Annotated in this window: 18 protein-coding genes; 3 read left to right on the forward strand and 15 right to left on the reverse strand. The window is 70.9% G+C overall.

Annotation, left to right across the window (positions count from 1 at the left end):
* Positions 1-690 (reverse strand): ribosome maturation factor RimP, encoded by a 690-nt coding sequence (rimP, locus tag CJ197_RS09995; RefSeq protein ID WP_102236608.1) that lies wholly within the window; start codon positions 688-690, stop codon positions 1-3.
* Positions 691-829: 139 nt separating this feature from the next.
* Between rimP and CJ197_RS10000 the strand changes: the two genes are divergently transcribed.
* Positions 830-1,912, forward strand: a complete 1,083-nt coding sequence (locus tag CJ197_RS10000) for a DUF4439 domain-containing protein (protein ID WP_233190829.1) — start codon at positions 830-832, stop codon at positions 1,910-1,912.
* Between the two features lie 72 nt (positions 1,913-1,984).
* On the opposite strand, the gene CJ197_RS10005 is transcribed toward CJ197_RS10000, so the two are convergent.
* Genes CJ197_RS10005 through CJ197_RS10030 form a run of 6 tightly spaced genes read right to left on the reverse strand, consistent with a single transcriptional unit; the run spans position 1,985 to position 10,794 of the window.
* The gene (locus CJ197_RS10005) at positions 1,985-3,769 is read right to left on the reverse strand and encodes a proline--tRNA ligase (protein WP_102236609.1); all 1,785 of its coding nucleotides are present in this window, start codon (positions 3,767-3,769) and stop codon (positions 1,985-1,987) included.
* A 31-nt stretch (positions 3,770-3,800) separates the two neighbouring features.
* Positions 3,801-4,742 (reverse strand): anchored repeat-type ABC transporter permease subunit, encoded by a 942-nt coding sequence (locus CJ197_RS10010; RefSeq protein ID WP_199173907.1) that lies wholly within the window; start codon positions 4,740-4,742, stop codon positions 3,801-3,803.
* The gene (locus CJ197_RS10015) at positions 4,736-5,479 is read right to left on the reverse strand and encodes an anchored repeat-type ABC transporter ATP-binding subunit (protein WP_102236610.1); all 744 of its coding nucleotides are present in this window, start codon (positions 5,477-5,479) and stop codon (positions 4,736-4,738) included. Before CJ197_RS10015 ends, CJ197_RS10010 begins: the two co-directional genes overlap by 7 nt.
* Complete coding sequence (locus CJ197_RS15150) at positions 5,476-6,510, reverse strand: choice-of-anchor M domain-containing protein (protein WP_102236611.1); 1,035 nt, start codon at positions 6,508-6,510, stop codon at positions 5,476-5,478. The genes CJ197_RS10015 and CJ197_RS15150 overlap by 4 nt, the downstream gene beginning before the upstream one ends.
* Positions 6,511-6,556: 46 nt before the next feature.
* A complete protein-coding gene (locus CJ197_RS10025; protein ID WP_199173908.1) occupies positions 6,557-8,212 on the reverse strand; it encodes an anchored repeat ABC transporter, substrate-binding protein in 1,656 nt (551 codons plus the stop codon).
* Positions 8,209-10,794, reverse strand: a complete 2,586-nt coding sequence (locus CJ197_RS10030; protein ID WP_158239436.1) for a choice-of-anchor M domain-containing protein — start codon at positions 10,792-10,794, stop codon at positions 8,209-8,211. The genes CJ197_RS10025 and CJ197_RS10030 overlap by 4 nt, the downstream gene beginning before the upstream one ends.
* Positions 10,795-10,953: 159 nt before the next feature.
* On the opposite strand from CJ197_RS10030, the gene CJ197_RS10035 reads away from it, so the two are divergent.
* Both CJ197_RS10035 and CJ197_RS10040 read left to right on the forward strand, forming a co-directional pair.
* Positions 10,954-12,270: a hypothetical protein gene (locus tag CJ197_RS10035; protein WP_102236692.1), complete on the forward strand. Its 1,317-nt coding sequence runs from the start codon at positions 10,954-10,956 to the stop codon at positions 12,268-12,270.
* 160 nt (positions 12,271-12,430) lie between these two features.
* Complete coding sequence (locus CJ197_RS10040) at positions 12,431-13,312, forward strand: bifunctional 2-polyprenyl-6-hydroxyphenol methylase/3-demethylubiquinol 3-O-methyltransferase UbiG (RefSeq protein WP_102236613.1); 882 nt, start codon at positions 12,431-12,433, stop codon at positions 13,310-13,312.
* 15 nt (positions 13,313-13,327) lie between these two features.
* Here CJ197_RS10040 and CJ197_RS10045 read toward each other — a convergent pair whose 3' ends face one another.
* The 8 genes from CJ197_RS10045 to CJ197_RS10080 form a co-directional block, all read right to left on the reverse strand.
* A complete protein-coding gene (locus CJ197_RS10045; protein ID WP_158239437.1) occupies positions 13,328-13,762 on the reverse strand; it encodes a DUF86 domain-containing protein in 435 nt (144 codons plus the stop codon).
* Positions 13,759-14,163, reverse strand: a complete 405-nt coding sequence (locus tag CJ197_RS10050; protein ID WP_102236615.1) for a nucleotidyltransferase family protein — start codon at positions 14,161-14,163, stop codon at positions 13,759-13,761. Before CJ197_RS10050 ends, CJ197_RS10045 begins: the two co-directional genes overlap by 4 nt.
* A 160-nt stretch (positions 14,164-14,323) precedes the next feature.
* Entirely contained in the window at positions 14,324-15,193 is an 870-nt protein-coding gene (locus tag CJ197_RS10055) for an aminoglycoside phosphotransferase family protein (RefSeq protein WP_233190831.1), read from the reverse strand.
* Positions 15,194-15,213: 20 nt separating this feature from the next.
* Complete coding sequence (locus CJ197_RS10060; RefSeq protein ID WP_102236616.1) at positions 15,214-16,065, reverse strand: DUF4081 domain-containing GNAT family N-acetyltransferase; 852 nt, start codon at positions 16,063-16,065, stop codon at positions 15,214-15,216.
* 7 nt (positions 16,066-16,072) lie between these two features.
* Positions 16,073-17,230: a flavodoxin-dependent (E)-4-hydroxy-3-methylbut-2-enyl-diphosphate synthase gene (gene ispG, locus CJ197_RS10065; RefSeq protein ID WP_102236617.1), complete on the reverse strand. Its 1,158-nt coding sequence runs from the start codon at positions 17,228-17,230 to the stop codon at positions 16,073-16,075.
* 109 nt (positions 17,231-17,339) lie between these two features.
* Positions 17,340-18,683, reverse strand: a complete 1,344-nt coding sequence (locus CJ197_RS10070; RefSeq protein ID WP_102236618.1) for an RIP metalloprotease — start codon at positions 18,681-18,683, stop codon at positions 17,340-17,342.
* A gap of 1 nt (position 18,684) precedes the next feature.
* On the reverse strand, positions 18,685-19,920 hold the full coding sequence (gene dxr, locus CJ197_RS10075; RefSeq protein WP_102236694.1) for a 1-deoxy-D-xylulose-5-phosphate reductoisomerase: 1,236 nt from the start codon (positions 19,918-19,920) through the stop codon (positions 18,685-18,687).
* Between the two features lie 17 nt (positions 19,921-19,937).
* Positions 19,938-20,486 (reverse strand): DivIVA domain-containing protein, encoded by a 549-nt coding sequence (locus tag CJ197_RS10080; RefSeq protein WP_102236619.1) that lies wholly within the window; start codon positions 20,484-20,486, stop codon positions 19,938-19,940.
* Positions 20,487-20,577: the final 91 nt, after the last annotated feature.

Below are 20,577 nucleotides of genomic sequence, written 5' to 3' on the forward strand. Positions count from 1 at the left end.
TCAGCTCTCCTTCGGGGCGTCGGCCGCAGGCCGCGCAGCATGGTTCTGGGGATCCGCAGCGTAGTTCTGGGGATCCGCGGCGTGGTTCTGGGGCTCCTCAGCCAGGTTCCGGGCGCTCTCAGCAGGATCGGTCGCGGCCGCCGCGGCCAGCAGCTCGGCAAGATCCGCCGGGGGATCCAGCTCAGCTTCGATGTGGGCGCTAACCACCTCGGCGAGCGGTAGCGTGAGGTGTTCGGGAGTGCCGACGGGCCGTTTGCGGGGGCGTCCGCGCTCATCGCGGCCGGGCTCCTGGCGCAGCTGCAGCACCTCGTCCTCGAGCGCCAGCAGGCGGGCACGGTAGGCGGTGCCATCGGCCGCGGTCAGAGTCAGCAAGCGGCCGCGGGCGCGCTGGAAGTGGTGCGGGGCGCGCAGCGGGCGGTCCAGGCCCGGAGTGGTCAGCTCGAGCAGCACCGGGCTGGGCCCCAGCAGGGCGTCATCGGTGTCCACCAGCTCGGAGAGCTCCCGGGAGGCCTCGGCGACGGTGTCCAGGTCCGCGCTGCCCAGCTGGTCCGGGGGCAGATCCACGATGAGGCGCAGCAGGGGCAGGCCACCGCTGCGGCGCTGCTCGATGTCCTCCAGCACCAGGCCGTGGCGGGCGAGCACCTCCTGGGCCCGCTGCTGCAGGATGGTCCGATCGCCGGGAGCGCTCATGCTGCTCTCCTCCTCCTGCCATATGGGTGCTGGTGCCGCAGTCGCCTGCGCAGCCCGGGGCGAGCCCGGGCTCGGATCCAGGATAGACGTCACGGCGCGCGGGCGCCGCTCAACCCGCGGTCGATGCGAGAATCATCCCGTGCCGCTCCCGATCCACTCCTCCCCTGCCGCGCCCGCGCCCCGGCTCGCGCGGCGCGACCTGCTGCGGGCGGGATTGCTGGGCGGGGCGGGAGCGCTGCTGCTGCCGGCCTGCGGGCCCGTCGAGCTGGGGCAGCCGGCGACGTACACCCCTCCGCCGCCGGGCATCGATGACCTGTACCGGCTGGATCTGCTCAGCCAGCTCGAGCGGGTGATCGCGGGAGCCGATGCGCTGGCCGAGGCCGGGGATGGCCGGGATCCGGCGCGCGCGGCGATCGTCACCACGCTCACCCAGACGCTGCCGGTGCAGCGCCGCTCCCTGCTCACCGGGGCGGAGCTCGAGAAGGAGATCGAAGCCCAGGAGGATCCCGAGCCCGGGCAGACCCCGCCTGCGCCGCCGATGGACGTGCCCGCGGACGCTGCCGAGCAGCGGGCGGCGCTGCTCGCACTGCGGAAGCTGTGCACGCAGGCTGCGCGGCAGGTCTCCGGCTCACTCGCCCGGCCCATCTCCGCGATCGGGGCGCATATCGCCTGGGCGACAGTGCGGCTGAGCAGCGCCTTCGAGCTCGAGAAGGTACCCGCTCCCCCAGCGGCGGAGGACATCGTGCCGGTGCGCGATGTGCCAGCCACCGATCCGCCGTCGATCGGCGCCGCCTCCGATCTGCAGGATTCGCTCGCCTCCGCACAGGAGGCGGAGTGGCGCGCCGGGTATCTGCGGGAGGCGCTCGCAGCCCGCAGCGAAGGACGGGAACGCTCCGCCCAGGAAAAGCTGGTGGAGGTCCATCGGGGCCGCGCCGCGGGCCTGGGGGACATCGCCGAGGCCGCCGGGGCGCCCGTGATCAGCCGCCGGGCTGTCTACCCGGTGCCCGGCGGTGTGCTCGATGAGCAGCTGGCCGGGCGTCTGCCGATGCTGCTGACCCAGCAGCTGCTGATCGAGCACCTCGCGGTGGTGGGGGCGGCCCCGTTCGAGGATCGTCCGCTGTCGCTCTCAGCGGCGCTCACCGAGGCGCACCGCCTGGCCGCCTGGCGCGATGACCTCACGGCCCTGCCGGGCATCGAGGTGGAGCCGCCGCCGAGCCTGTGAGCCCGGCAGCTGCGTGGGGCGACAGCTGCGTGCGTCGGCAGCCCCAGCCCGGCGACCCTGCGCGGGCGCCTCTCAGGCGCCGCGCACCTCGGCGAGCACCCTCTGCACAACCTCCTGCGGGCTCACCTCAGTGACCGTGCCGCTCGCCCGGTCGCGCACCTCCACGACCCCGTCGGCCAGTCCGCGGCCGACGACGACGGCGGTGGGCATGCCCAGCAGCTCTGCGTCCTTGAACTTCACGCCCGGGGAGACCTTGGGGCGGTCGTCGTAGATGACCTCGAGCCCGGCAGCCTCGAGCTCTCCGGCGATCCGCTCGGCCTCGTCGAACACGGCGGAGTCCTTGCCGGTGGCGACGATATGCACATCGGCCGGGGCGACCGCGCGCGGCCAGGCCAGGCCCTTCTCATCGTGGTATTTCTCCGCGATTGCGGCGACCGCGCGGGTGACGCCGATGCCGTAGGAGCCCATGGTCACCACCACGGACTTGCCGTTCTCGTCGAGCACAGTCAGCCCCAGGGCCTCGGCGTACTTGCGACCCAGCTGGAAGATGTGCCCCATCTCCATGCCGCGGGTCAGGCGCAGCGGGCCCGAGCCGTCGGGCGCCGGGTCGCCATCACGCACTTCCGCGGCCTCGATGGTGCCGTCGGCCGTGAAGTCGCGGCCGTACACGAGGTCGTAGGCGTGCTTGTCCTTCTCCCCGGCGCCGGCCACCCAGCGGGTGCCGGGCACCACGCGCGGGTCCACGAGGTAGCGGATGCCGGCGGGGGCATCGGCCCCCAGTCCCTCGGGGCCGATGTAGCCCTTCTTCAGCACCGGGGTGCGCGCGAAGTCCTCATCGCTGAAGGGGGCGACCCCCGCCGGTGCCACCGCTGCCTCGAGGCGCTTCATATCCACCTCGCGGTCGCCAGGAATCGCGATGACCAGCGGCTCGGTGCTGCCATCGGGGTGGGTGAGCAGGTACACGAGGTGCTTGAGCATCTCGAAGCGGGTCCAGGTGCCGTCCTCGGTGACCGGTCCCTGGCCAGGGAAGGCCTGGTTGGAGAAGTCGGTGAGCGCCGCGATGGTGGAGGCGCCTGGCGTGTCCTCGATGTGCATCGCGGGCAGCTGCGCGATCACCGCCTCGTCGAGTGCCGCGGGGGCGGGGGTGGTGACGGCCTCGACGTTCGCGGCGTAGCCGCCGTCGGAGATGACGAAGGTGTCCTCCCCCACCTCGGTGGGGTGCAGGAACTCCTCGGAGCGGGAGCCGCCCATGGCCCCGGCATCGGCCTGGCAGATCACGGTGTCCAGACCCAGACGCTCGAAGGTGCGCTGGTAGGCGAGACGCTGCTTCTCGTAGGAGGCGTCCAGACCCGCATCGGTGACGTCGAAGGAGTAGGCGTCCTTCATGACGAACTCGCGCACGCGCAGCAGGCCGCCGCGGGGGCGGGCCTCATCGCGGTACTTGGTTTGGATCTGGTAGAGCATCGCCGGCAGGTCCTTGTACGAGGAGTACAGGTCCTTCACCAGCAGGGTGAACATCTCCTCGTGGGTGGGGGCCAGCAGGTAGTCGTCCTCCCGGCGGTCCTGGAGGCGGAACAGATTCGGGCCGTAGTCCTCCCAGCGGCCGGTCGCCTCGTAGGGGGCGCGGGGCTGCAGGGCGGACAGCAGGATCTCGTTGCCGCCGATCGCGTCCTGCTCCTCGCGGACGATCTGCTCGACCTTGCGCATGACCCTCAGACCCAGCGGCAGCCAGCTGTACACCCCGGCGGCGCTGCGGCGGATATAGCCGGCACGGACCAGAAGCTTGTGGCTGGCGACCTCGGCGTCGGCGGGGTCCTCCCGCAGGGTGCGGATGAACGCGGAGGACAGACGGATCATGGGGCGGGCCTTTCGCTGACGGGGGCAGCGCTCATGCTAGCGGAGCAGCCGGAGCCGACGCGGCCTCCGCCGCCGCTGTGCCCGGCGCCTGCGCGGCGCGCTGCGGGCGGGCGCGGCGCCGCCGCTGCAGCAGCGGACGCAGCATCCCGTGGCGCGGCCCGGCCACCGCGGCGATCGCGAACACGGCCGTGGCCACCAGCACGATCGTGCCGCCCGTGGGCAGGTCGATCGCCCACGACAGGTACAGGCCCACCACGGCGCTCGCGGCGCCGAGCCCAGCGGCGAGCACCATCATCGGCACGAGACGGTCGGTGAGCATGCGCGCCGCGGCCGCCGGGGTGACCAGCAGCGCGAGCACGAGCACATTGCCGATCGTCTGGATGCTCATGACGACCGCGAGGGTCACCAGCACGTACAGCGCGATGTCGAGCAGCAGCACCGGCAGTCCCAGGGCGCGGGCGGTCTCGCGGTCCAGTGAGACAGCGACCAGCTGCGGGTGCAGGACGGTGAGCACCGCGAGCACGAGCGCCGCGAACACGGCTGAGGACAGCACCGCCGAGTCCGGGATGCCGGTGATCGAGCCGAACAAGAAAGACTCGAGCGAGCCGGTGTATCCCGGGGAGCGGGAGATGATGACGATGCCCAGCGCGAAGGCCGCCACGAAGAACACGCCGATCACGCTGTCCTCCCCGAGCCGACGGATCTGGCTGACCACGGCGATGAGGATCGCCGTGAGCGTCCCGGCGAGGATCCCGCCCAGCACGAGCGAGCCCTGCAACACGAAGGCGAGCGCGATCCCGGGGAACACGGCGTGGGTGACCGCATCACCGATGAACGTCATGCCGCGCAGGATCACGTGGCAGCCCACCGCGCCGCACACCACCGCCGCGAGCAGCGAGACGATCAGCGCTTTGGGCAGGAAGGACAGCAGGGGGTTGGTCAGGTCGGACAGGAAGTCCAGCGGGGTCAGCACGTCGGCTCCTTCGAACGGGTGGCCAGCCCCAGCTGGGCCAGCAGCGGGCTGGTGGCGCTGACCTCGAAAGCGCGCATCCAGGTTTGCTCGTCGCGCAGGCGGTCCGGGGCGTCGGAGGCGATCACTGTGCGGTTCAGCAGGGTGACCTGGTCGCTCGTGACCATCGCATGGGTCAGGTCGTGGCTGGTCATCAGCAGGGCCGTGCCCTCGGCCGCGAGATCGGTGAACAGGGCGGTCAGCAGCTCCTGGGTGGGCATGTCCAGGCCGGTGAAAGGCTCATCGAGCAGCAGCACCGCCGGGTCGAGGGCGAGGGCCCGCGCGATCATCACGCGCTGCCGCTGCCCGCCGGACATCTCGCCGATCGGCCGGTTCCGCAACTCCGCCATCCGCACCCGCCGCAGGGCGCGCGCCACGGCGCGGTGGTGCTCCACGCGGGGGCGGCGGAAGAAGCCGATCTGCCCCACGAGCCCGGTCATCACCACCTGCTCGGCGGTGATCGGGAAGTCCCAGGCCACATCGTGCCGCTGCGGGACGTAGCCGATCTGGCCGCCGTGCTCGATGCTCCCGCTGCTGATCCGCACCAGTCCCTGGATGGCGCGCAGCAGCGTGGTCTTCCCGGCGCCGTTGGGGCCCAGCAGCGCATGCACGAGCCCGGGGCGGACCGTGAGATCCACGCCGGTCAGCACGGGCCGCCCACCCAGGGAGACCCGCAGGTCACGCACGGACAGGGCGGTCACGGGCGGTCCTCGCCCTCGTCCTGCTCCCAGGCGGCGCGCTGTGCGGCGCGCGAGCGGCGCTGCACCAGCAGCACAACGATCGTGCCGGCCACGAGCACCACCGCGAGAGCGCCGACGATGAGCAGAGTCGAGCCCAGGCCGCCCTCCTCCTCGCTGCTCTCCGGCGCGGCGGCGGCATCGGAGTCCGTGCCGCCCTGATCGGACGGCTGCTCGGCGCTGTCCTCGCTCTGGGCCTGCTCGGGGCCGCGGCCCGCCTCCCAGCTCGCCTCGCGGGCCGCATCGGCCGAGGCCTCATCACCGACGGCGAACCGCAGGGTCTGCACGTCCCGCAGCACGGTGCCATCGAGGGTCTTCGCCTCCACCTCGAGGGCCACGAGGTACTCCCCCGGCTCGGTGAACACCCAGTTGGCGTGGGTGTGGGTGCGCAGATCCACCCACAGCTCCCTCGGATCCGGGTTCTGGCCATCCCACAGCAGGTCCGGCGGCTCGAAGTTGCCCGGCTGCAGGAAGGTGGTGAAGTCCCCCGGCCCCTGCACATCCACCAGGCGCAGCGTCACGCCGCGGTCGATCTCCTCGGTCAGCGGCGGGTCCTGGGTGTTCCAGCCCAGCCACACCACGCCGGGCACCTCCACCTGCGGCACGGCGTACACGTCCTGGCCGCCCTGCGCCCCGGTGAAGGCGTAGTCCTCACCGTCGGGCAGGGTGATTTTCCCGGCGTCGTGGATACGGAAGACGATGTCATCCATGTCCCGCCACACCGGGGTCTCGGAGTCATCGCGCGCGTGGAGGGTGATCTTCCCATCGCGCAGCCGGGGGCCGATGTCCACATGCCCGTGGTCCAGCTCCGCCGGCTCGCCGCTGATGTGCTTCTCGTCCTCCTCCACGACCTGGTCCAGGGACGGGTCATCGGTGGGATCGGCTCCGGCCGGGGCGGCCCAGACCGCCGGGAGCAGGGCCCACAGCATCACCAGGGCGAGCACGCGCAGGGCAGTGCGCTCGGGCACGCGGAGGCGGGAGGGACAGGTGCGCATAGGTTCTCCTTGCGAAGGGACAGCGGGCGAGAGGGTCACACGCCGCTCAGGGGTTCAGGCAGGTGGCCAGAGAATCCGCGTTGGCGCGCATCATCTCGATGTAGGTGGTGATCTCCGGGGTGAAGGCATCGCCGAGGATCGGGCACACCTCGATGCCGTGTTGACGGGCCGCATCCGTCAGCACCGTCGAGGCGCGCTGGGCATTGGGTTCGAGGAACACGGCCGGAACCTTCAGCCCGTCAAGCGTGGCGGACAGGCGCCGCCGATCCGCGAGGGACGGCTCCCCCGCCGGGTTCGGGGCGACGAATCCGGCGATCTTCAGCCCGTAGGCGTGGGCGAGATACCCGTAGGCATCGTGTGTGGTGACGAGCTCGCGGTGGGATTCGGGGATCGAGTCGATGCGCTCGCGCACGTACTCATCCACCTCCTCGAGCTGCTCGAGGTAGGCCGAGGCGTTCCGACGGTAGATCCCGGCGCCCGCGGGGTCGATGCTGATGAGCTGATCGCGGATCACCTCCACATAGGCCTGCGCATTGCTGACGTCCTGCCACAGGTGCGGGTCGATCTCGCCGTGGACATGCTTGCCCAGCACGGCCTGCGGCAGCTGGTAGATGTCGGTTCCGGGGCGGCCCAGGAAGCGGAAGGCGGGATCCCCCGGGGTGGGCAGCAGCGCCTTGGGCGGCACGGAGATCACGGCCTCCTGCGGGTCCAGCAGCTGCATCTGCCGCGGGTCCGGCGCGGCGGCGTCGGCCCCGGTCTGGTCCGTGTCGTCGGCGGGTGAACCGTCGGTGGCCAGGGCGATCGTGGAGCCGTCGAGCCCTCCGCCCAGATCGGCGGTGAGGTCCACGTGCCCGCTCTCGAGCACCATCGGGTCGGTGCTGCCGCCGAGCGCGCTCGAGGGGTCCACGCCGACGGCCACGGTCACGGTCTGCGTGGCCAGCGTCCGGGCGCGCCCGCCATCGGAGGGCAGGTAGCGGGTGGCGAGCTTCATCCGGTACACGCCGGGCTTGGTGAAGGCCCAGCTGAGGTGGGTGTGGGCGTCGAGCGGTAGGCCGATGGTGTCCTCGGCGTAGCCGTTGCCGGCGTCGAAGCCGTCCCCGGAGGAGAACACCGGCTGCGGGGTGCCGAAGGTACCGGTGACATAGGCGAAGACATCACCGGGGCCGTCCACACCGGTCATGGTCATCTCGACCTGGGCGCTGCGGCCGGCCTCGGGGATCGCGTCGGCGCCGTGCACGCGCAGTCCCAGCCACACGGTGTCCAGGGACTGGTGCTCGACCAGCGGGATGATTTCAGCGCCGTAGCCGGAGGCTTCTTCGGCGAGCGCCACGTGCACGGCGTCTGCCGGGAGGTTCGCGTCCAGGGTGCGGATGAGCGACTGCTCTTCGAGCATCAGGTAGTTGGACAGGGCGAGGTCGGCGTGGACGATGTCGCGGGCGTCCCGCAGGCTCGGCTCATAGGTGTGCGGGTCGCCGCCTTCGGGAACTAGGGAGATCACCTCGGCCCGGTCCCCGGCGACGTTGCGGGCCAGATCAGCGAGGATCCCGGTGGTGGCGACGACGCGCACGGCGTTCTTGCCGTCCTCGCTCGCGGTGGTGCTGCGGCCGGGCACAAGCACCACGAGGCACAGCACCACCAGCCACACGGCGACGGTGAGGATCCGTCGTCGCGGGCTAGTGGTGCTGTGCGGGGTGGAGGTCACTCGCCGACGACCTCGGACTGTGCTGCGCGGCGCCGCCGGGCCAGGGCGATGCCCGCCCCGCCCAGGGCCAGCAGAGCCACGGCCCCACCGGCCAGCGGCGCGACGGTCGCACCGGTGCGGGCGAGCTTGCCGGAGCCGTCGGGCAGAGCACACTCCTCACCCGAGGGGGTGCGTCCCACGACCTCCTTGACCATCGGCTTGCCGTCGACGAGGAACACCTGGCCGACGGCCGCCTTCTCCTCGGTCAGCGACTCATCGATGCCGGAACCATCGGCCTTCTTCGGCTCCTTAGCCGCGGGGGCGGAGGACGTGGAGGAGAACCACTTCTCCCCCACCACCTGGCCGAAGTTGCCGGAGGTGAACACGGCCACGCTGCCCGGGCCGTCCACACCCACGAGGCTCCACGTCACCGTGCCCTCAGTCTGCTCGATCACGGAAGGGTGCATGGTGTTCGCGCCGACCCACGGCACACCGGGCACCTGGGCGGAGGGAACCATCCACACGTCCTTGCCGGGCTCGGTGAGGAACTCGATGCCCTCCGGGGCGGAGGACTTCGCGGCATCGCCCAGAGCGAAGGTCACCGAGGAGGGATCCACCCACTTCGGCGGGGCGTTCCGGTCATCCTTCAGGGACGGCTGGAGCTTGCCGTCGGCGATCTGGGTGCCCAGGTCGAAGTGACCGTCGGTGACACCGTCGGAGCTGCCCACGTTGAAGCGCACCTGGGTCTCGCCGGAGACCTTCTCGCCGCTCTTGAGCGTGGCGGTCTGGCGGATCCGCACCGTGTACGCCCCCGGGGCGGTGAACACCCAGTTGGGGTGGACGTGGCTGTTCGCGGGCACCGTGAAGGAGCCGCTGACCTTCTGCTGCGAGGCCGAGGACTTCTTCTTCGCACCGCTCTTGGCGGCCTTGACCTCGTCATCGGTGGCCGGTCGGGTCACCTCGGTGGGGTTGCACACGGGGGTCGTGCCGCCCGTGCCGCCGCCGGGGAAGCCACCGCCGGTGGAACCGCCGTTGCCGGTGCCGCCGCCGGTGGCCTCGCCACCCTCACCCTTCGAGTCGCCGGAGCCGCCGGAGTCGCCGGTGGCCGGGGTGTTGCCCGATCCACCGCCCTCGGAGCCCTGGGTGCCCTCAGCGGCCTTGCCGCGGAAGGAGTCGCCGACGGTCCAGGTGTACGTCACGGGCTTGGACTCGACCTTCGCGCCGCCCTTGGTGCCGACGGCCTTCACGGTCATCGTGTACACACCGGGCTTCTCGAACACCCAGTTGGCGTGGGTGTGCGCGGGGAAGGTCTGCTCACGCACCGCACCGGCGGTCAGCTCGGTCGCGCCGCCCTTGAGCAGCGGCTCGGACTGGCCCAGGCCGGAGGTGCCGAACAGGTGCACCGCACCGGGGCCCTTCACGTCCTCGAAGACGATGTCGATGTGCTCATCGACGCCACCGCCCTGCGTGCCCAGGGTGTCCCAGCCGGGCCAGAGAATCTCGTGGTTCTGGGTCTGCGGCAGCACGTAGCGGCCGCTGCCCTCACCGGGCCAGCCAGCGGGGATGTCCGAGATCGCACGGTCGTTAACGTGCAGCTCGACCGTCGCGGGGTCATGGCGCACATGCGAGCCCGTCACGTCCTCCTTGAGGTCCACGGCGAGCTGCCCGGACTTCGCGGTGACGTTGAAGGCATCCACGTGCCCCTGCTCGAGGATCAGCCGCTCCTGCTGCTCGGGCTTCGTGGGGGCCCGCTTAGACGGCTTCTGCTTCTCGGGAGCGGGCTTCGTGGGGCCCGGCTCAGACGGCTTCTGCTTCTCGTCCTCGGGCTTCGTGGGGCCCGGCTCAGACGGCTTCTGCTTCTCGTCCTCGGGCTCCGTCGGCGCCGGGTCCTCCGGCGCCTCGGGGCGCCAGTCGCGGTTCGCATCGCCCACGGTCCAGGTGTACGTCGCCGGCTTCGACTCGACGGCCTTACCGTCCTTGGTGCCGACGGCCTTCACCGTCATCGTGTACACACCGGGCTTCTCGAACACCCAGTTGGCGTGGGTGTGCGCGGGGAAGGTCTGCTCGCGCACCGCACCGGAGGTCAGCTCGGTCGCGCCGCCCTTGAGCAGCGGCTGGGCCTCACCGAAGCCGGAGGTGCCGAACAGGTGCACCGCACCGGGGCCCTCGACCGCATCGAAGACGAGGTCGATCTGGTCCTCGAAACCCTTGCCCTGCGTCTCCAGGGTGTCCCAGCCGGGCCAGAGAATCTCGTGGTTCTGGGTCTGCGGCAGCACGTAACGGCCGCTGCCCTCACCGGGCATGCCGGCCGGGACGTCCATCAGTGCCTTATCGCTGACATGCAGGTGAACGTTCGCGGGGTCCTGGTGGACATGGGACCCGGTCACGTCCTCCTTGAGGTCCAGAGCGAGCGTGCCGTCATCCAGCACGCCCACGTTGAACGCGTCCACATGTCCATTCTCCAGGATCAGCGGGTCCTGGGGGGTGGGGTCCTTCGGCTGCTCGGCCAGGGCGGGGACGGCCAGGGCGCTCATGATCGCCACCGTCCACGTCAGCGCGAGCACCGGCAGCACGCGCCATGCGCGTGCCAGCTGTGCCGTCATCTGTTGCCTCCTCAGCATGGTTCGGCGCCCGATGGAGGGGCTCCCCCGTCGGCCGCACTCTGGGTGATCCCTGAGAACCCTATCACCGCACTGGGAATCATTTGCATTATGGGGTGAGGGGTGGATCTCATTCCGGATCCGCCTCGGTACGCTGGGCAGATGCCCCGTCCCGCCACTCGCCGCCAGCTGCTGCGGGGCGCCGGAGCGCTCGCGGCCCTCGGCACCGTCGGCGCTGGGGGTTTTGTGGTGAGTCGGAGGCATGCCGAGAGCGGGGAGCGGGTGATCCCCCTGTGGTCCAGCACCGTCGCCTACGCCAGGGACGGCCAGCGGGTGCTCGTGGGCGGGCGCGGGGTTCCGCTCGACCTCGCCGCGGGAACGCGCTGCGCGGCGGATCTGCCGCAGGACTCTCCGGTGCGGGAGCGGGCAGCGCAGTTCACCGACGCCGCAGCGCCGTGGCTGGCTCGAGTGGAGCGGGCGCTCGGGGCTGAGCGGGCGGAGCTCGGACGATCGGCGCTCGCGGATCTGTGGGTGCTGAGCGATGGTCTTCCCGCCCCGGTCGCGGGGTGGAGCGAGTCCTGGCGCTACGTGTGGCCGCGGGATACGGCGTTCTGCGCGGTGGCGCTCGCCCGCGTGGGCCTTGTGGAGCAGGCGAGGGCGTGGCTCACGCACGTGCAGACCTGGCAGGAGGCCGACGGGTGGTTCCCGGCGCGGCTTGACCCGGTGCACGGGCGAGCGCCCGATGATCGGCCCCGGCAGTTCGATGGCACGGGCCTGCTGCTGTGGGCTGCTACCGAGGTCATCGCTGCCAGCGCACGTTCTGACCGCGCGGACGTGGCGCAGCGCCTGGGCGCTCTCACCTCACGGTCCCTCGCGGCGCTGCAGCAGGCGACGGCCGGCGGCACGGGGTTCCCGCCCGTCTCCCCCGACTACTGGGAGCTGCCAGAGCAGCGGCGGACCCTCGGGATCATGACCTGCACGCTCACGGGGCTGCGTGCCGGGGCGGAGCTCACCGGGGAGGCCCGGGATATGGAGGCGGCCGAGGCGTTCACCGCGCTGCTGCTGCGCAGCTTCGGGGCCGCGGGGTTCCCGCGGCATCGGCACGGCGGCGGGGCCGATTCCGCCCTCGCATTCCTCGACGCCACCGGCGTGCACGATGTGGCGAGCATCGAGCAGCTGCGGGCGCTGCGGGAGACGCTGGCGCGGCCCGCGGGCGGGATCGCGCCCGGCGCCCGGTGGCGCCAGGATGGGGTCAGCTGGACTCCGTCGACCTCACTGCTGGGGCTCGCGCTCGCCCGTGCCGGGGATCCGGATTCGGCGGGCGAGATCTTGGACTGGCTCGCCGCGCATCGCACGGAGCACGGCTCCCTGCCGGAGAAGGTGCTGTTCGACGGCCGCCCCGCGGAGGTCGCGCCGCTCGCCTGGACCGCCGCGAACGTGCTCATCACCCTCGATGAGTTGGCACAGGCCCACCCCTGACACCCGGCCCCGCACGGCACCGCCCACGCCCCACCACCCCGAACCAGCCCGCCACCCCGCACCACCCCGTCACCCCGCCACCTTCGCCACCCCGCGAGGGAGTCATTCTGAGCCAGAAAATGGCTCGAAATGACTCCCTCGGCGGGATGATGATGAGGGCATGACCGCTCCCGACGCCCCCGCTCCACATCCTGACGCACCGTCCCCGCGCGACCGCGCCGCGCTCATCGCGGACAATCGCGCCAACTGGAACGACCGCGCCGCAGTGCATGAAGCCTCCGGCTATGGCATCGCCCGACTGATCGAGGACCCCACGCACATCACCACGGAGGTGCTGCAGGACCGCGAGCGCCTGGGCGATCTGGCCGGAAAGGACGTCATCCATCTCCAGTGCCATCTGGGTACGGACACCGTGAGCCTGCAGCGGCTGGGGTCGGCCCGTACCGTCGGCCTGGACCTCTCCCCCGAGGCGATCACGCGAGCCCGGCGCATCGCCGAGCAAGCCGGGGCGGACATCGAATACGTCGTCTCCGACGTGTACGCGGCGCGGGAGGCGGTCACCGGGGATTTCGATCTCGTCTACACCTCGCTCGGGGTGCTGTGCTGGCTGCCGGACGTCGCCGAGTGGGCGCGGGTGGTGGCGAGCCTGCTGCGGCCCGGCGGGCGGTTCCTGATCCGCGATGACCACCCGATGTTCATGACCATCGGCGAGGACGTGTCCACCGGGTTCCGTATCGAGCAGCCGTACTTCCAGCAAGAGCAGCCCCAGACCTGGGACGATGACGCCACCTACATCGAGACCGCCGAGGACGCCCCGGAGATCACCCACACGGTGAGCCATGAGTGGAACCACTCCATCGGGGAGATCATCACCGCGGTGCTCGACGCAGGCCTGGTGCTCGACTCCTTCGAGGAGACCGAGACCGCCGCGTGGATGCCCTGGCCCGAGCTCATGGAGCCGCACGGTCCCGGGTACCGGCTACGGGACCGCCCCGAGCGCCTCCCGCTGCAGTTCGTGCTCACGGCGCATCGGCCGGACTGAGCGTGGCGCCGCTCCTCAGCGGTCAGAGACCCACCGTGCCACCGAACGCACATACGCCCCGTACTGGTCCGCTGCCGGGGGGACCGCGGAGACGAGAGCGTCGAGGTCCACGGCCATGTATTCGTGCGTCAGCACGTTGCGCAATCCCACGCTGGGCTTGAGCGATCCTGCGAGGTCTTCGGAGATCGCGCCCGTCCGTGCAGCGAGGTCACACGACGCGCGATAGTCACCGGGGATCTCATCCCGGTGGCTGCTCGCGATGTGCTGGTTGATATCCGTCGCGCAATCCACCAGCTGCGTCATGATCCGCTCGAGCGCGCGGAGCGCGAGGCGGTCCGTCTCAAGGCGCTCTCGCGACACCGGGCCGAGCGCCTCGAGGTCTTCGAGGAGCTCATGCATCAGGCTGAGCCGTCGGGTGACCACAGCGCTGGAGAAGTCCCGAGGAGTCATCGAGCAAGCCTCTCGAGCTCGGCGTCGCGGAACTTCTGCGTGTCGATGAACTCGCCCCATGCTGCGATCTGCGACAGAACGAACTTCTGCGGCGTGCTCTCCACCAGGATCTCCCCTCCGCCGAGCGCCGCGTAGCGCGCCACCGGGTTCGCGCCCTCAAGACTCATGACGTCCACATGGTCTCCGTAGCGCTCCCCGAAGGCGTTGACCACCTCCAGGTGGGGGTGATGACGTCCATGAGTGAAGGAATAGGCGACATCCACGTCTCCGGCGCGGTGCGGGTCCCGTCGGGCGCTGCCGAAGAGCACCAGCAGATCAATGTCGCGCTGGGCGCAAAGCGCTGCAAGCCGGCCGTTCTCCCGGTCAGCGAGCACCTCCTGCAGCGTGCGCATCACGGACATGCATCGAGCCTACACAGCGTCGATAGCGCACAGAGTGGTCGCAACCTACAGACGGCGAGCAGGCCGGACAGGAGCACCGGAGGCGGCGGGAGCGCAGCGGCGGAGCCCTCAAAGTTCTGGGACATACGCGGACGCTCAGCCCGTGTCGGCCGCCATCGGATCACCGCGCGTCCAGATCCGGTCGCATCAGCGTCTCGGCGAGCAGGCGATGCCCCTCGGCCTCGAACCGCTCGTCCCCCACCTGGTGCGCCCACACCGCGGTGCCCACCGCCTCGCGCAGCAGATCGATCGACCACTGGGTTCCCTGACGCGGATCATCCCCGTATCCGGCGAGGAACGCAGTGGCGAGCGTCGGACGCTCTCGCCACTGTCGCACGGTGAGCCGTGCAAGGTCCGTCTCCGCAGGCCGAAGCGCGAAGCGTCCCATGTCGATGACGCGAAGGCGCTCCTCGTCCATGAGCCAGTTACGCGGCTGGAAATCTCCGTGGCACGGCACGACATCGCGCGGGGACGGCTGCCAGGACGCGAGGATCTCCCGCACCCGGGCCTCGATGCTCGGGGCGATCCGATGCTCGCCGTTCAGCCAGCGCAGGCTGCGCTCCTGCTGCTGAGCCTCGTAGTCCACGTCCGGCGTTCGATGCTGCCGGTGGAGGAGCCGCAGCGCTTCGCCGGCCTGACGGTAGGTCTCCGGATCATGCTCGACGGCGGTCCCTTCCACCAACTCCCCAGGCAGGTACGTGGTGATGAGGAGGTTCGCCCGGCGATCCGCCGCGACCATACGTCCGATGAGCCCGGCGGACACGAGCGGGCCCGTCCAATGCTCATGCGCGGTGATCTCCCGACCGATGTGGTGGTTCTTGGGCCCCGCGGCTTTCACCACGAACTGACGGTTCCCGTCCCGCACATGCAGCACGACGGTGTCCACCAGGCCCCAGGACATGTCCGCCACCAGTCGCGGCGCGTCCAGGTGACGCCGTACGACGCGCTCGTGGTCGGTCGTCAACCGGCCGCCGTGCCAAGCACCCGTCACGTCCATCCTCCTCAAGCCGCTCAGAACAGGATCGTCGCCAGCTCGCTCACCTGCCGGTACCCGGCGGCAGCGTAAGCGCGGCGGGCGGGCTCGTTGAAGTCGTTGACGTACAGCGACACCTGCGCGGCGTGGTCGCGGCGCACGGCGCGGGTCAGCTCAGCCATGGCACTGCGGCCGATGCCGCGGCCGCGCGCCTCGGGCCGGGTCCACACGCCGTGGATCTGGGCGACCGGGCCGAACAGAGCACCGACGTCGGCCTTGAACAGCACCTGCCCGTCCTCGATGACGACGTAGGTGCGCCGCTGGCGGATGAGCTCGCCGACGCGCCGACGGTAGCCGCGCCCGCCGTCGCCGCGCAGCGGATCCACGCCCACCTCTTCGCGGAACATCGCCACGGCCGCGGGGAACACGAGCTCCGCCTCCGCATCGCGGGCGGCGCGCAGCCCTGCGGGCGGCAGGACGGGCAGCTCCGCATCGGGCATGGCGGCCAGCAGGGGCTGGCTCCACCGGTACTCCCGGACATTCGGCCCCCACCACTGCGCCACGCGCTCCCACAGTGCCTCGATGGCGCGGCGCTCCCCCACCATGGAGCTGCAGCGTCGGGTGCGCCCAGCCAGGTATCGGCCGAACTCGGTGAGCGCCTGCTGGTTCGCGGACAGCGGGGAGGTGTTCACCCCGTTCCACAGCAGGCCCTGCGGAGCGCTCTCTTCGCCGCTCGCGACGAACTCCTGGCCGAGCGCCGTGGTGTGCGCGACCTCCTGCAGGCGCGCCCCGGCGAGGGCATTGATCAGGGGATCGCGCAGCGCGAGCTGCAGCGCAGCGTCCGCACCGGCGGGGCGGATCGCACGGACCCTCCCGGCGCGGCGGAACACGACGTGCTCAGCTCACAGAGACCGAGGGCGCGCCGGATTCGGCGTCCTCACCCATCTCGGCGGCCAGGCGGTTCGCCTCTGCGAGCAGAGTCTCGACGATCTCGGACTCCGGCACGGTCTTGATGACCTCGCCCTTGATGAAGATCTGCCCCTTGCCGTTGCCGGAGGCGACCCCGAGATCCGCCTCGCGGGCCTCGCCCGGGCCGTTGACGACGCAGCCCATCACCGCGACTCGCAGCGGCACCTCAAGGTGCTTGAGACCCTCGGTGACCTCCTCGGCGAGGGTGAACACGTCCACCTGGGCGCGGCCGCAGGAGGGGCAGGAGACGATGTCGAGCTTGCGGGGCTTGAGGTTCAGTGACTGCAGGATCTGGTTGCCGACCTTGACCTCCTCCACCGGCGGGGCGGAGAGGGACACACGGATCGTGTCGCCGATGCCCTCGCCGAGCAGGATCCCGAAGGCCACGGAGGACTTGATGGTGCCCTGGAAGGCGGGGCCGGCCTCGGTGACGCCCAGGTGCAGCGGCCAGTCCCCTTCGGCGGCGAGCTGCCGGTAGGCCTCGACCATGATGATCGGGTCGTTGTGCTTCACGGAGATGCCGAAGTCGTGGAAGTCGTGCTCTTCGAACAGGGAGGCTTCCCACTTCGCGGAGGCGACGAGCGCCTCCGGGGTGACGCGGTCGCCGGTCATCATGCGCTGGTCGATCGACCCGGCGTTCACGCCGATGCGCAGCGCGGTGCCGTGGTCCTTCGCGGCCTTCGCGATGTCCTTCACCTGGTCATCGAAGCGACGGATATTGCCGGGGTTCACGCGCACTCCCGCGCAGCCCGCTTCGATCGCGGCGAACACGTACTTGGGCTGGAAGTGGATGTCGGCGATCACGGGGATCGGGGACTTCGCGGCGATGGCCTTCAGCGCATCGGCGTCCTCTTGCCGGGGGCAGGCCACGCGCACGATGTCGCAGCCAGCCGCGGTGAGCTCCGCGATCTGCTGAAGGGTCGCGTTGATGTCATGCGTGGGGGTGGTGGTCATCGACTGCACCGTGATCGGTGCGTCGCCGCCCACGGCGATATCGCCCAGCTTGACCTTGCGGGTCTTCCGCCGGGGGGCGAGGACCGGCGGCGGGGTCTTGACGGTGGGGATGCCGAGGCTCACGGAAGTCACCCCTCCATTATGGCGGCGACTTGCGGGCTCGTGGCGTCAGGTGCGACACCTCCACCGCACCTGCACGGCCCGGTCCCCGGGGAGCGGCCGACGGGTGGGCGCGTCCACCTCAGGGAAACAGCGTGATCGGCTTGACGATGTCGGCGTAGACCAGCAGCAGCGTCATCACGAGGAAGAACAGGGCGACAACGTTCGTCAGCGGCAGCATTTTCGACATGTCCACGGGCCCGGGGTCGGGGCGGCCGCGCAGGCGGGCGATCATCCGTCGGATCCCTTCGATGAGGGCTCCCAGCACGTGCCCGCCGTCCAGCGGCAGCAACGGAATGAGGTTGAACACGAACAGCGCCATGTTCAGCGAGGCGAGGATCGAGATCATCGTGCCGGCCTTGGCGCGCAGGTCGAAGCCCGGTTCATCGGCCGCGGCGACCTCTCCGGCCAGGCGCGATACTCCGACCACTCCGAGCGGGCCGTTGGGGTCGCGTTCCTCGGGGCCGAAGGCCGCCTGCCCCACGTCGATGAGGCGCATCGGCAGGGTGATGACGAGCTGGCCGGTGCGGGTGAAGGCGTCCCAGGCGAGCGCCGGCACCTTGAGCGGGGACTGCCGCACGAGGTCCGGGGTTCCGGCGACGCCCAGGAATCCCACCTGCTCGGTGACGAGGTTACCGTCCGCGTCGTGGACGGCCTGGCCGTTCTCATCGAGCACCGGACGGTCATCGACGATCATGGTCGCCTCGAGCTCGAGCCGCTCCCCGTCGCGGTCGACGACCACGGGGACGGTGCGGTCCTCGGCAGCCCGCACCGCGGTGGTGACGTCCTCCCAGCGGCGGATGTCATGCCCGTCGATCCGCACCAGGGTGTCGCCGGGGCGGATCCCCGCGGCGAGTGCGGGAGCCTCGGGGCGGCCCTCGCAGGAGGCATCCGGCGGGGCGTCAGCGGGCACGACGCACTGGGAGACGGACTGCACGGTGGGCGTGATGGCCGGCAGGCCGATGCCGCTGACCAAGATCGCCATGAACAGGATGGACAGCAGCAGGTTCATCGTCGGCCCGCCCAGCATCACCACGAGCTTCTTCGGGACCGACAGCGCCACGAAGGTGCGGTGGGCGTCCTCGGGGCCGTACAGCGAGGACTCGTATTTCTTGGCGTCCTCGCTCATCTCCGTGACCTGCTGCAGCAGGCCCGTGGAATCCTCGCGGACCGTCCCCTCGGGGTCGCCCTGGTGCGGTGGGTACATGCCGATCATGCGGATGTAGCCGCCTAGCGGGATGGCCTTGAGGCCGTACTCGGTCTCCCCGCGCCGACGGGACCACAACGTGGGGCCGAAACCGATCATGTACTGGGTCACCCGCACACCGAACAGTTTCGCCGGCACCAAGTGGCCGATCTCGTGCAGGGCGATGGAGACCCCCAGGCCCAGGCCGATGATGAGAATCCCCAGGAGGAACAGCAGCATCTCAGGCCTCCGGAGTAGAAAGAGCAGACCGCGCGGCCGCGCGGGCCCACCCCTCGAGGTCCAACAGGGCACGCACCCCGTCGGCCGGGGTGACACGGGGACGATCCGGGTCCTCGAGCACCCGGCGGATCAGCGCGGTGATGCCGAGGAATGGCAGGCGCCCGGCGAAGAACGCCTCGACCGCCTCTTCATTCACAGCGTTGTACACGGCCATCGCCCCGCCGCCCGCCCGGTGGGCGGCGCGAGCGAGGGTGATCGCATCGAAGGTGTCCTCATCCACCGGTTCGAAGGTCCAGGACTGGGCGGACGAGAAGTCGAGCGCCTGCGCGAGGCCGGGCAGCTTCTCGGGGTGGGCGAGAGCCCAGCCGATGGCGTGACGCATATCCGGGGGGCTGGCCTGCGCGATCGTGGAGCCGTCGATCAGGGTCGCCATGGAGTGGACGATGGACTGCGGATGGACGACCACCTGCACCCGCTCTTCGGGGAGGTCGAACAGGTGGCAGGCCTCGATGACCTCGAGTGCCTTGTTGACCAGGGTCGCGGAGTTCGTGGTGATCACGCGGCCCATCTGCCAGGTGGGGTGGGCGAGGGCCTGGTCGGGGGTGACGTCCGTGAGCTCCTCGCGGCCGCGGCCGCGGAAGGGGCCGCCGGAGGCCGTGACCACGAGATGGCCGATCTGATCGTGCCGCACCCCGGCGAGGGACTGCGCGATCGCGGTGTGTTCGGAGTCCACCGGCAGCATCTGACCCTCGGCGGCGGCGCGGGTGACGAGCTCCCCACCGACGACGAGGGATTCCTTGTTCGCGAGCGCCAGGCGCGCCCCGGAAGCGAGCGCCGCCAGGGTGGGCAGCAGGCCGATCGAGCCGGTGATGGCGTTCAGCACCACGTCCCCGGCGCCGAGGGACCCGGCGAGGGTCTCGACGGCGTCGGGTCCGGCAGCAAGCTGCGGGGCGGGGATCCCGGCGGCGCGGCAGGCGGTGCCGATGGCAGCCTCGACGGCCTCGGCGCGGTCGGGGGCGGAGACCACGACGTGCTCAGGTCGGTGGTGCAGGACCTGCTGGGCGACGAGCTCGGGGCGGTTGCCACGGGCGGCGAGGCCGTGCACGCGGGCCACCTCGGGAAAGCGGTCGATGACCTCGAGGGTCTGGGTGCCGATGGATCCGGTGGAGCCCAGCAGCACCAGGCGGCGCGTCGGGCTGTGCGGGGTGGTGGCGACCGCGCGGGCGGCAGGGTTCATCGGCGCGGGGGTGCCGGTCACGGCACGGAAGCCATCACGTCCGCGACATGGTCGAGGTACACATCCACCACGGCCTCGCGGTACCCGTCCGGGCCGCGGCGACGCCCGAAGGCGGCGCGGCGCACATCGTCCACGCTCATCGCATGCCCGTCGGTGAAGTAGGCGATGAGCTGGTCGCACAGGGCGTCCACATCCGCCCGGTCGTAGGCGGGCTCGCCCTGCGCGGCGGGGGCGAAGCGCTCCCCGGCCGGACGTTCGAGGCGCTCCTTGAGGACCTCAGCCCGTTCGGTGAGCTGCGCGATCCAGGCCTCCTCGCCCTGCTGGGCGATGGCGTCGTCGCGGGCCTGCAGCGCGAAGGCGTCGGAGAGGCGATCCAGTGCCTCATCCACCACGCGCATGTCGTAGCCGCCGCGCTCGGTGCCGAAGCTCGCCGCGGTGATATCGGCGCCGCTGAAGCTGCCGTCGCGGCCCTCGTAGGCGCTGCGGGCGCGGGCCAGGAACTCGTCCACTTCATGCATGTCGTAGCCGATGCTGAAGCGCGAGACGCGGTCGAAGGATGTGCTCACCAGTGGTCCTCCCAGGGTGCTGTCGGTGTCACTGTAGCGGGGCAGGTCGGGACGGGGTCGGAGGCACCGCCGCTGTGACGCGGATCGTCGG

Source organism: Brachybacterium sp. UMB0905 (assembly GCF_002871795.1).
Taxonomy (GTDB): domain Bacteria; phylum Actinomycetota; class Actinomycetes; order Actinomycetales; family Dermabacteraceae; genus Brachybacterium.

Excerpts from the sequence above, each read along its gene's own strand:
- dxr (WP_102236694.1), bottom strand. The coding sequence starts at position 19,920 with ATGAACCCTGCCGCCCGCGCGGTCGCCACCACCCCGCACAGCCCGACG.
- CJ197_RS10030 (WP_158239436.1), bottom strand. The coding sequence starts at position 10,794 with ATGACGGCACAGCTGGCACGCGCATGGCGCGTGCTGCCGGTGCTCGCG.
- CJ197_RS15150 (WP_102236611.1), bottom strand. The coding sequence starts at position 6,510 with ATGCGCACCTGTCCCTCCCGCCTCCGCGTGCCCGAGCGCACTGCCCTG.
- CJ197_RS10040 (WP_102236613.1), top strand. The coding sequence starts at position 12,431 with ATGACCGCTCCCGACGCCCCCGCTCCACATCCTGACGCACCGTCCCCG.
- rimP (WP_102236608.1), bottom strand. The coding sequence starts at position 690 with ATGAGCGCTCCCGGCGATCGGACCATCCTGCAGCAGCGGGCCCAGGAG.
- CJ197_RS10050 (WP_102236615.1), bottom strand. The coding sequence starts at position 14,163 with ATGTCCGTGATGCGCACGCTGCAGGAGGTGCTCGCTGACCGGGAGAAC.
- CJ197_RS10035 (WP_102236692.1), top strand. The coding sequence starts at position 10,954 with ATGCCCCGTCCCGCCACTCGCCGCCAGCTGCTGCGGGGCGCCGGAGCG.
- CJ197_RS10070 (WP_102236618.1), bottom strand. The coding sequence starts at position 18,683 with ATGCTGCTGTTCCTCCTGGGGATTCTCATCATCGGCCTGGGCCTGGGG.
- CJ197_RS10045 (WP_158239437.1), bottom strand. The coding sequence starts at position 13,762 with ATGACTCCTCGGGACTTCTCCAGCGCTGTGGTCACCCGACGGCTCAGC.
- CJ197_RS10005 (WP_102236609.1), bottom strand. The coding sequence starts at position 3,769 with ATGATCCGTCTGTCCTCCGCGTTCATCCGCACCCTGCGGGAGGACCCC.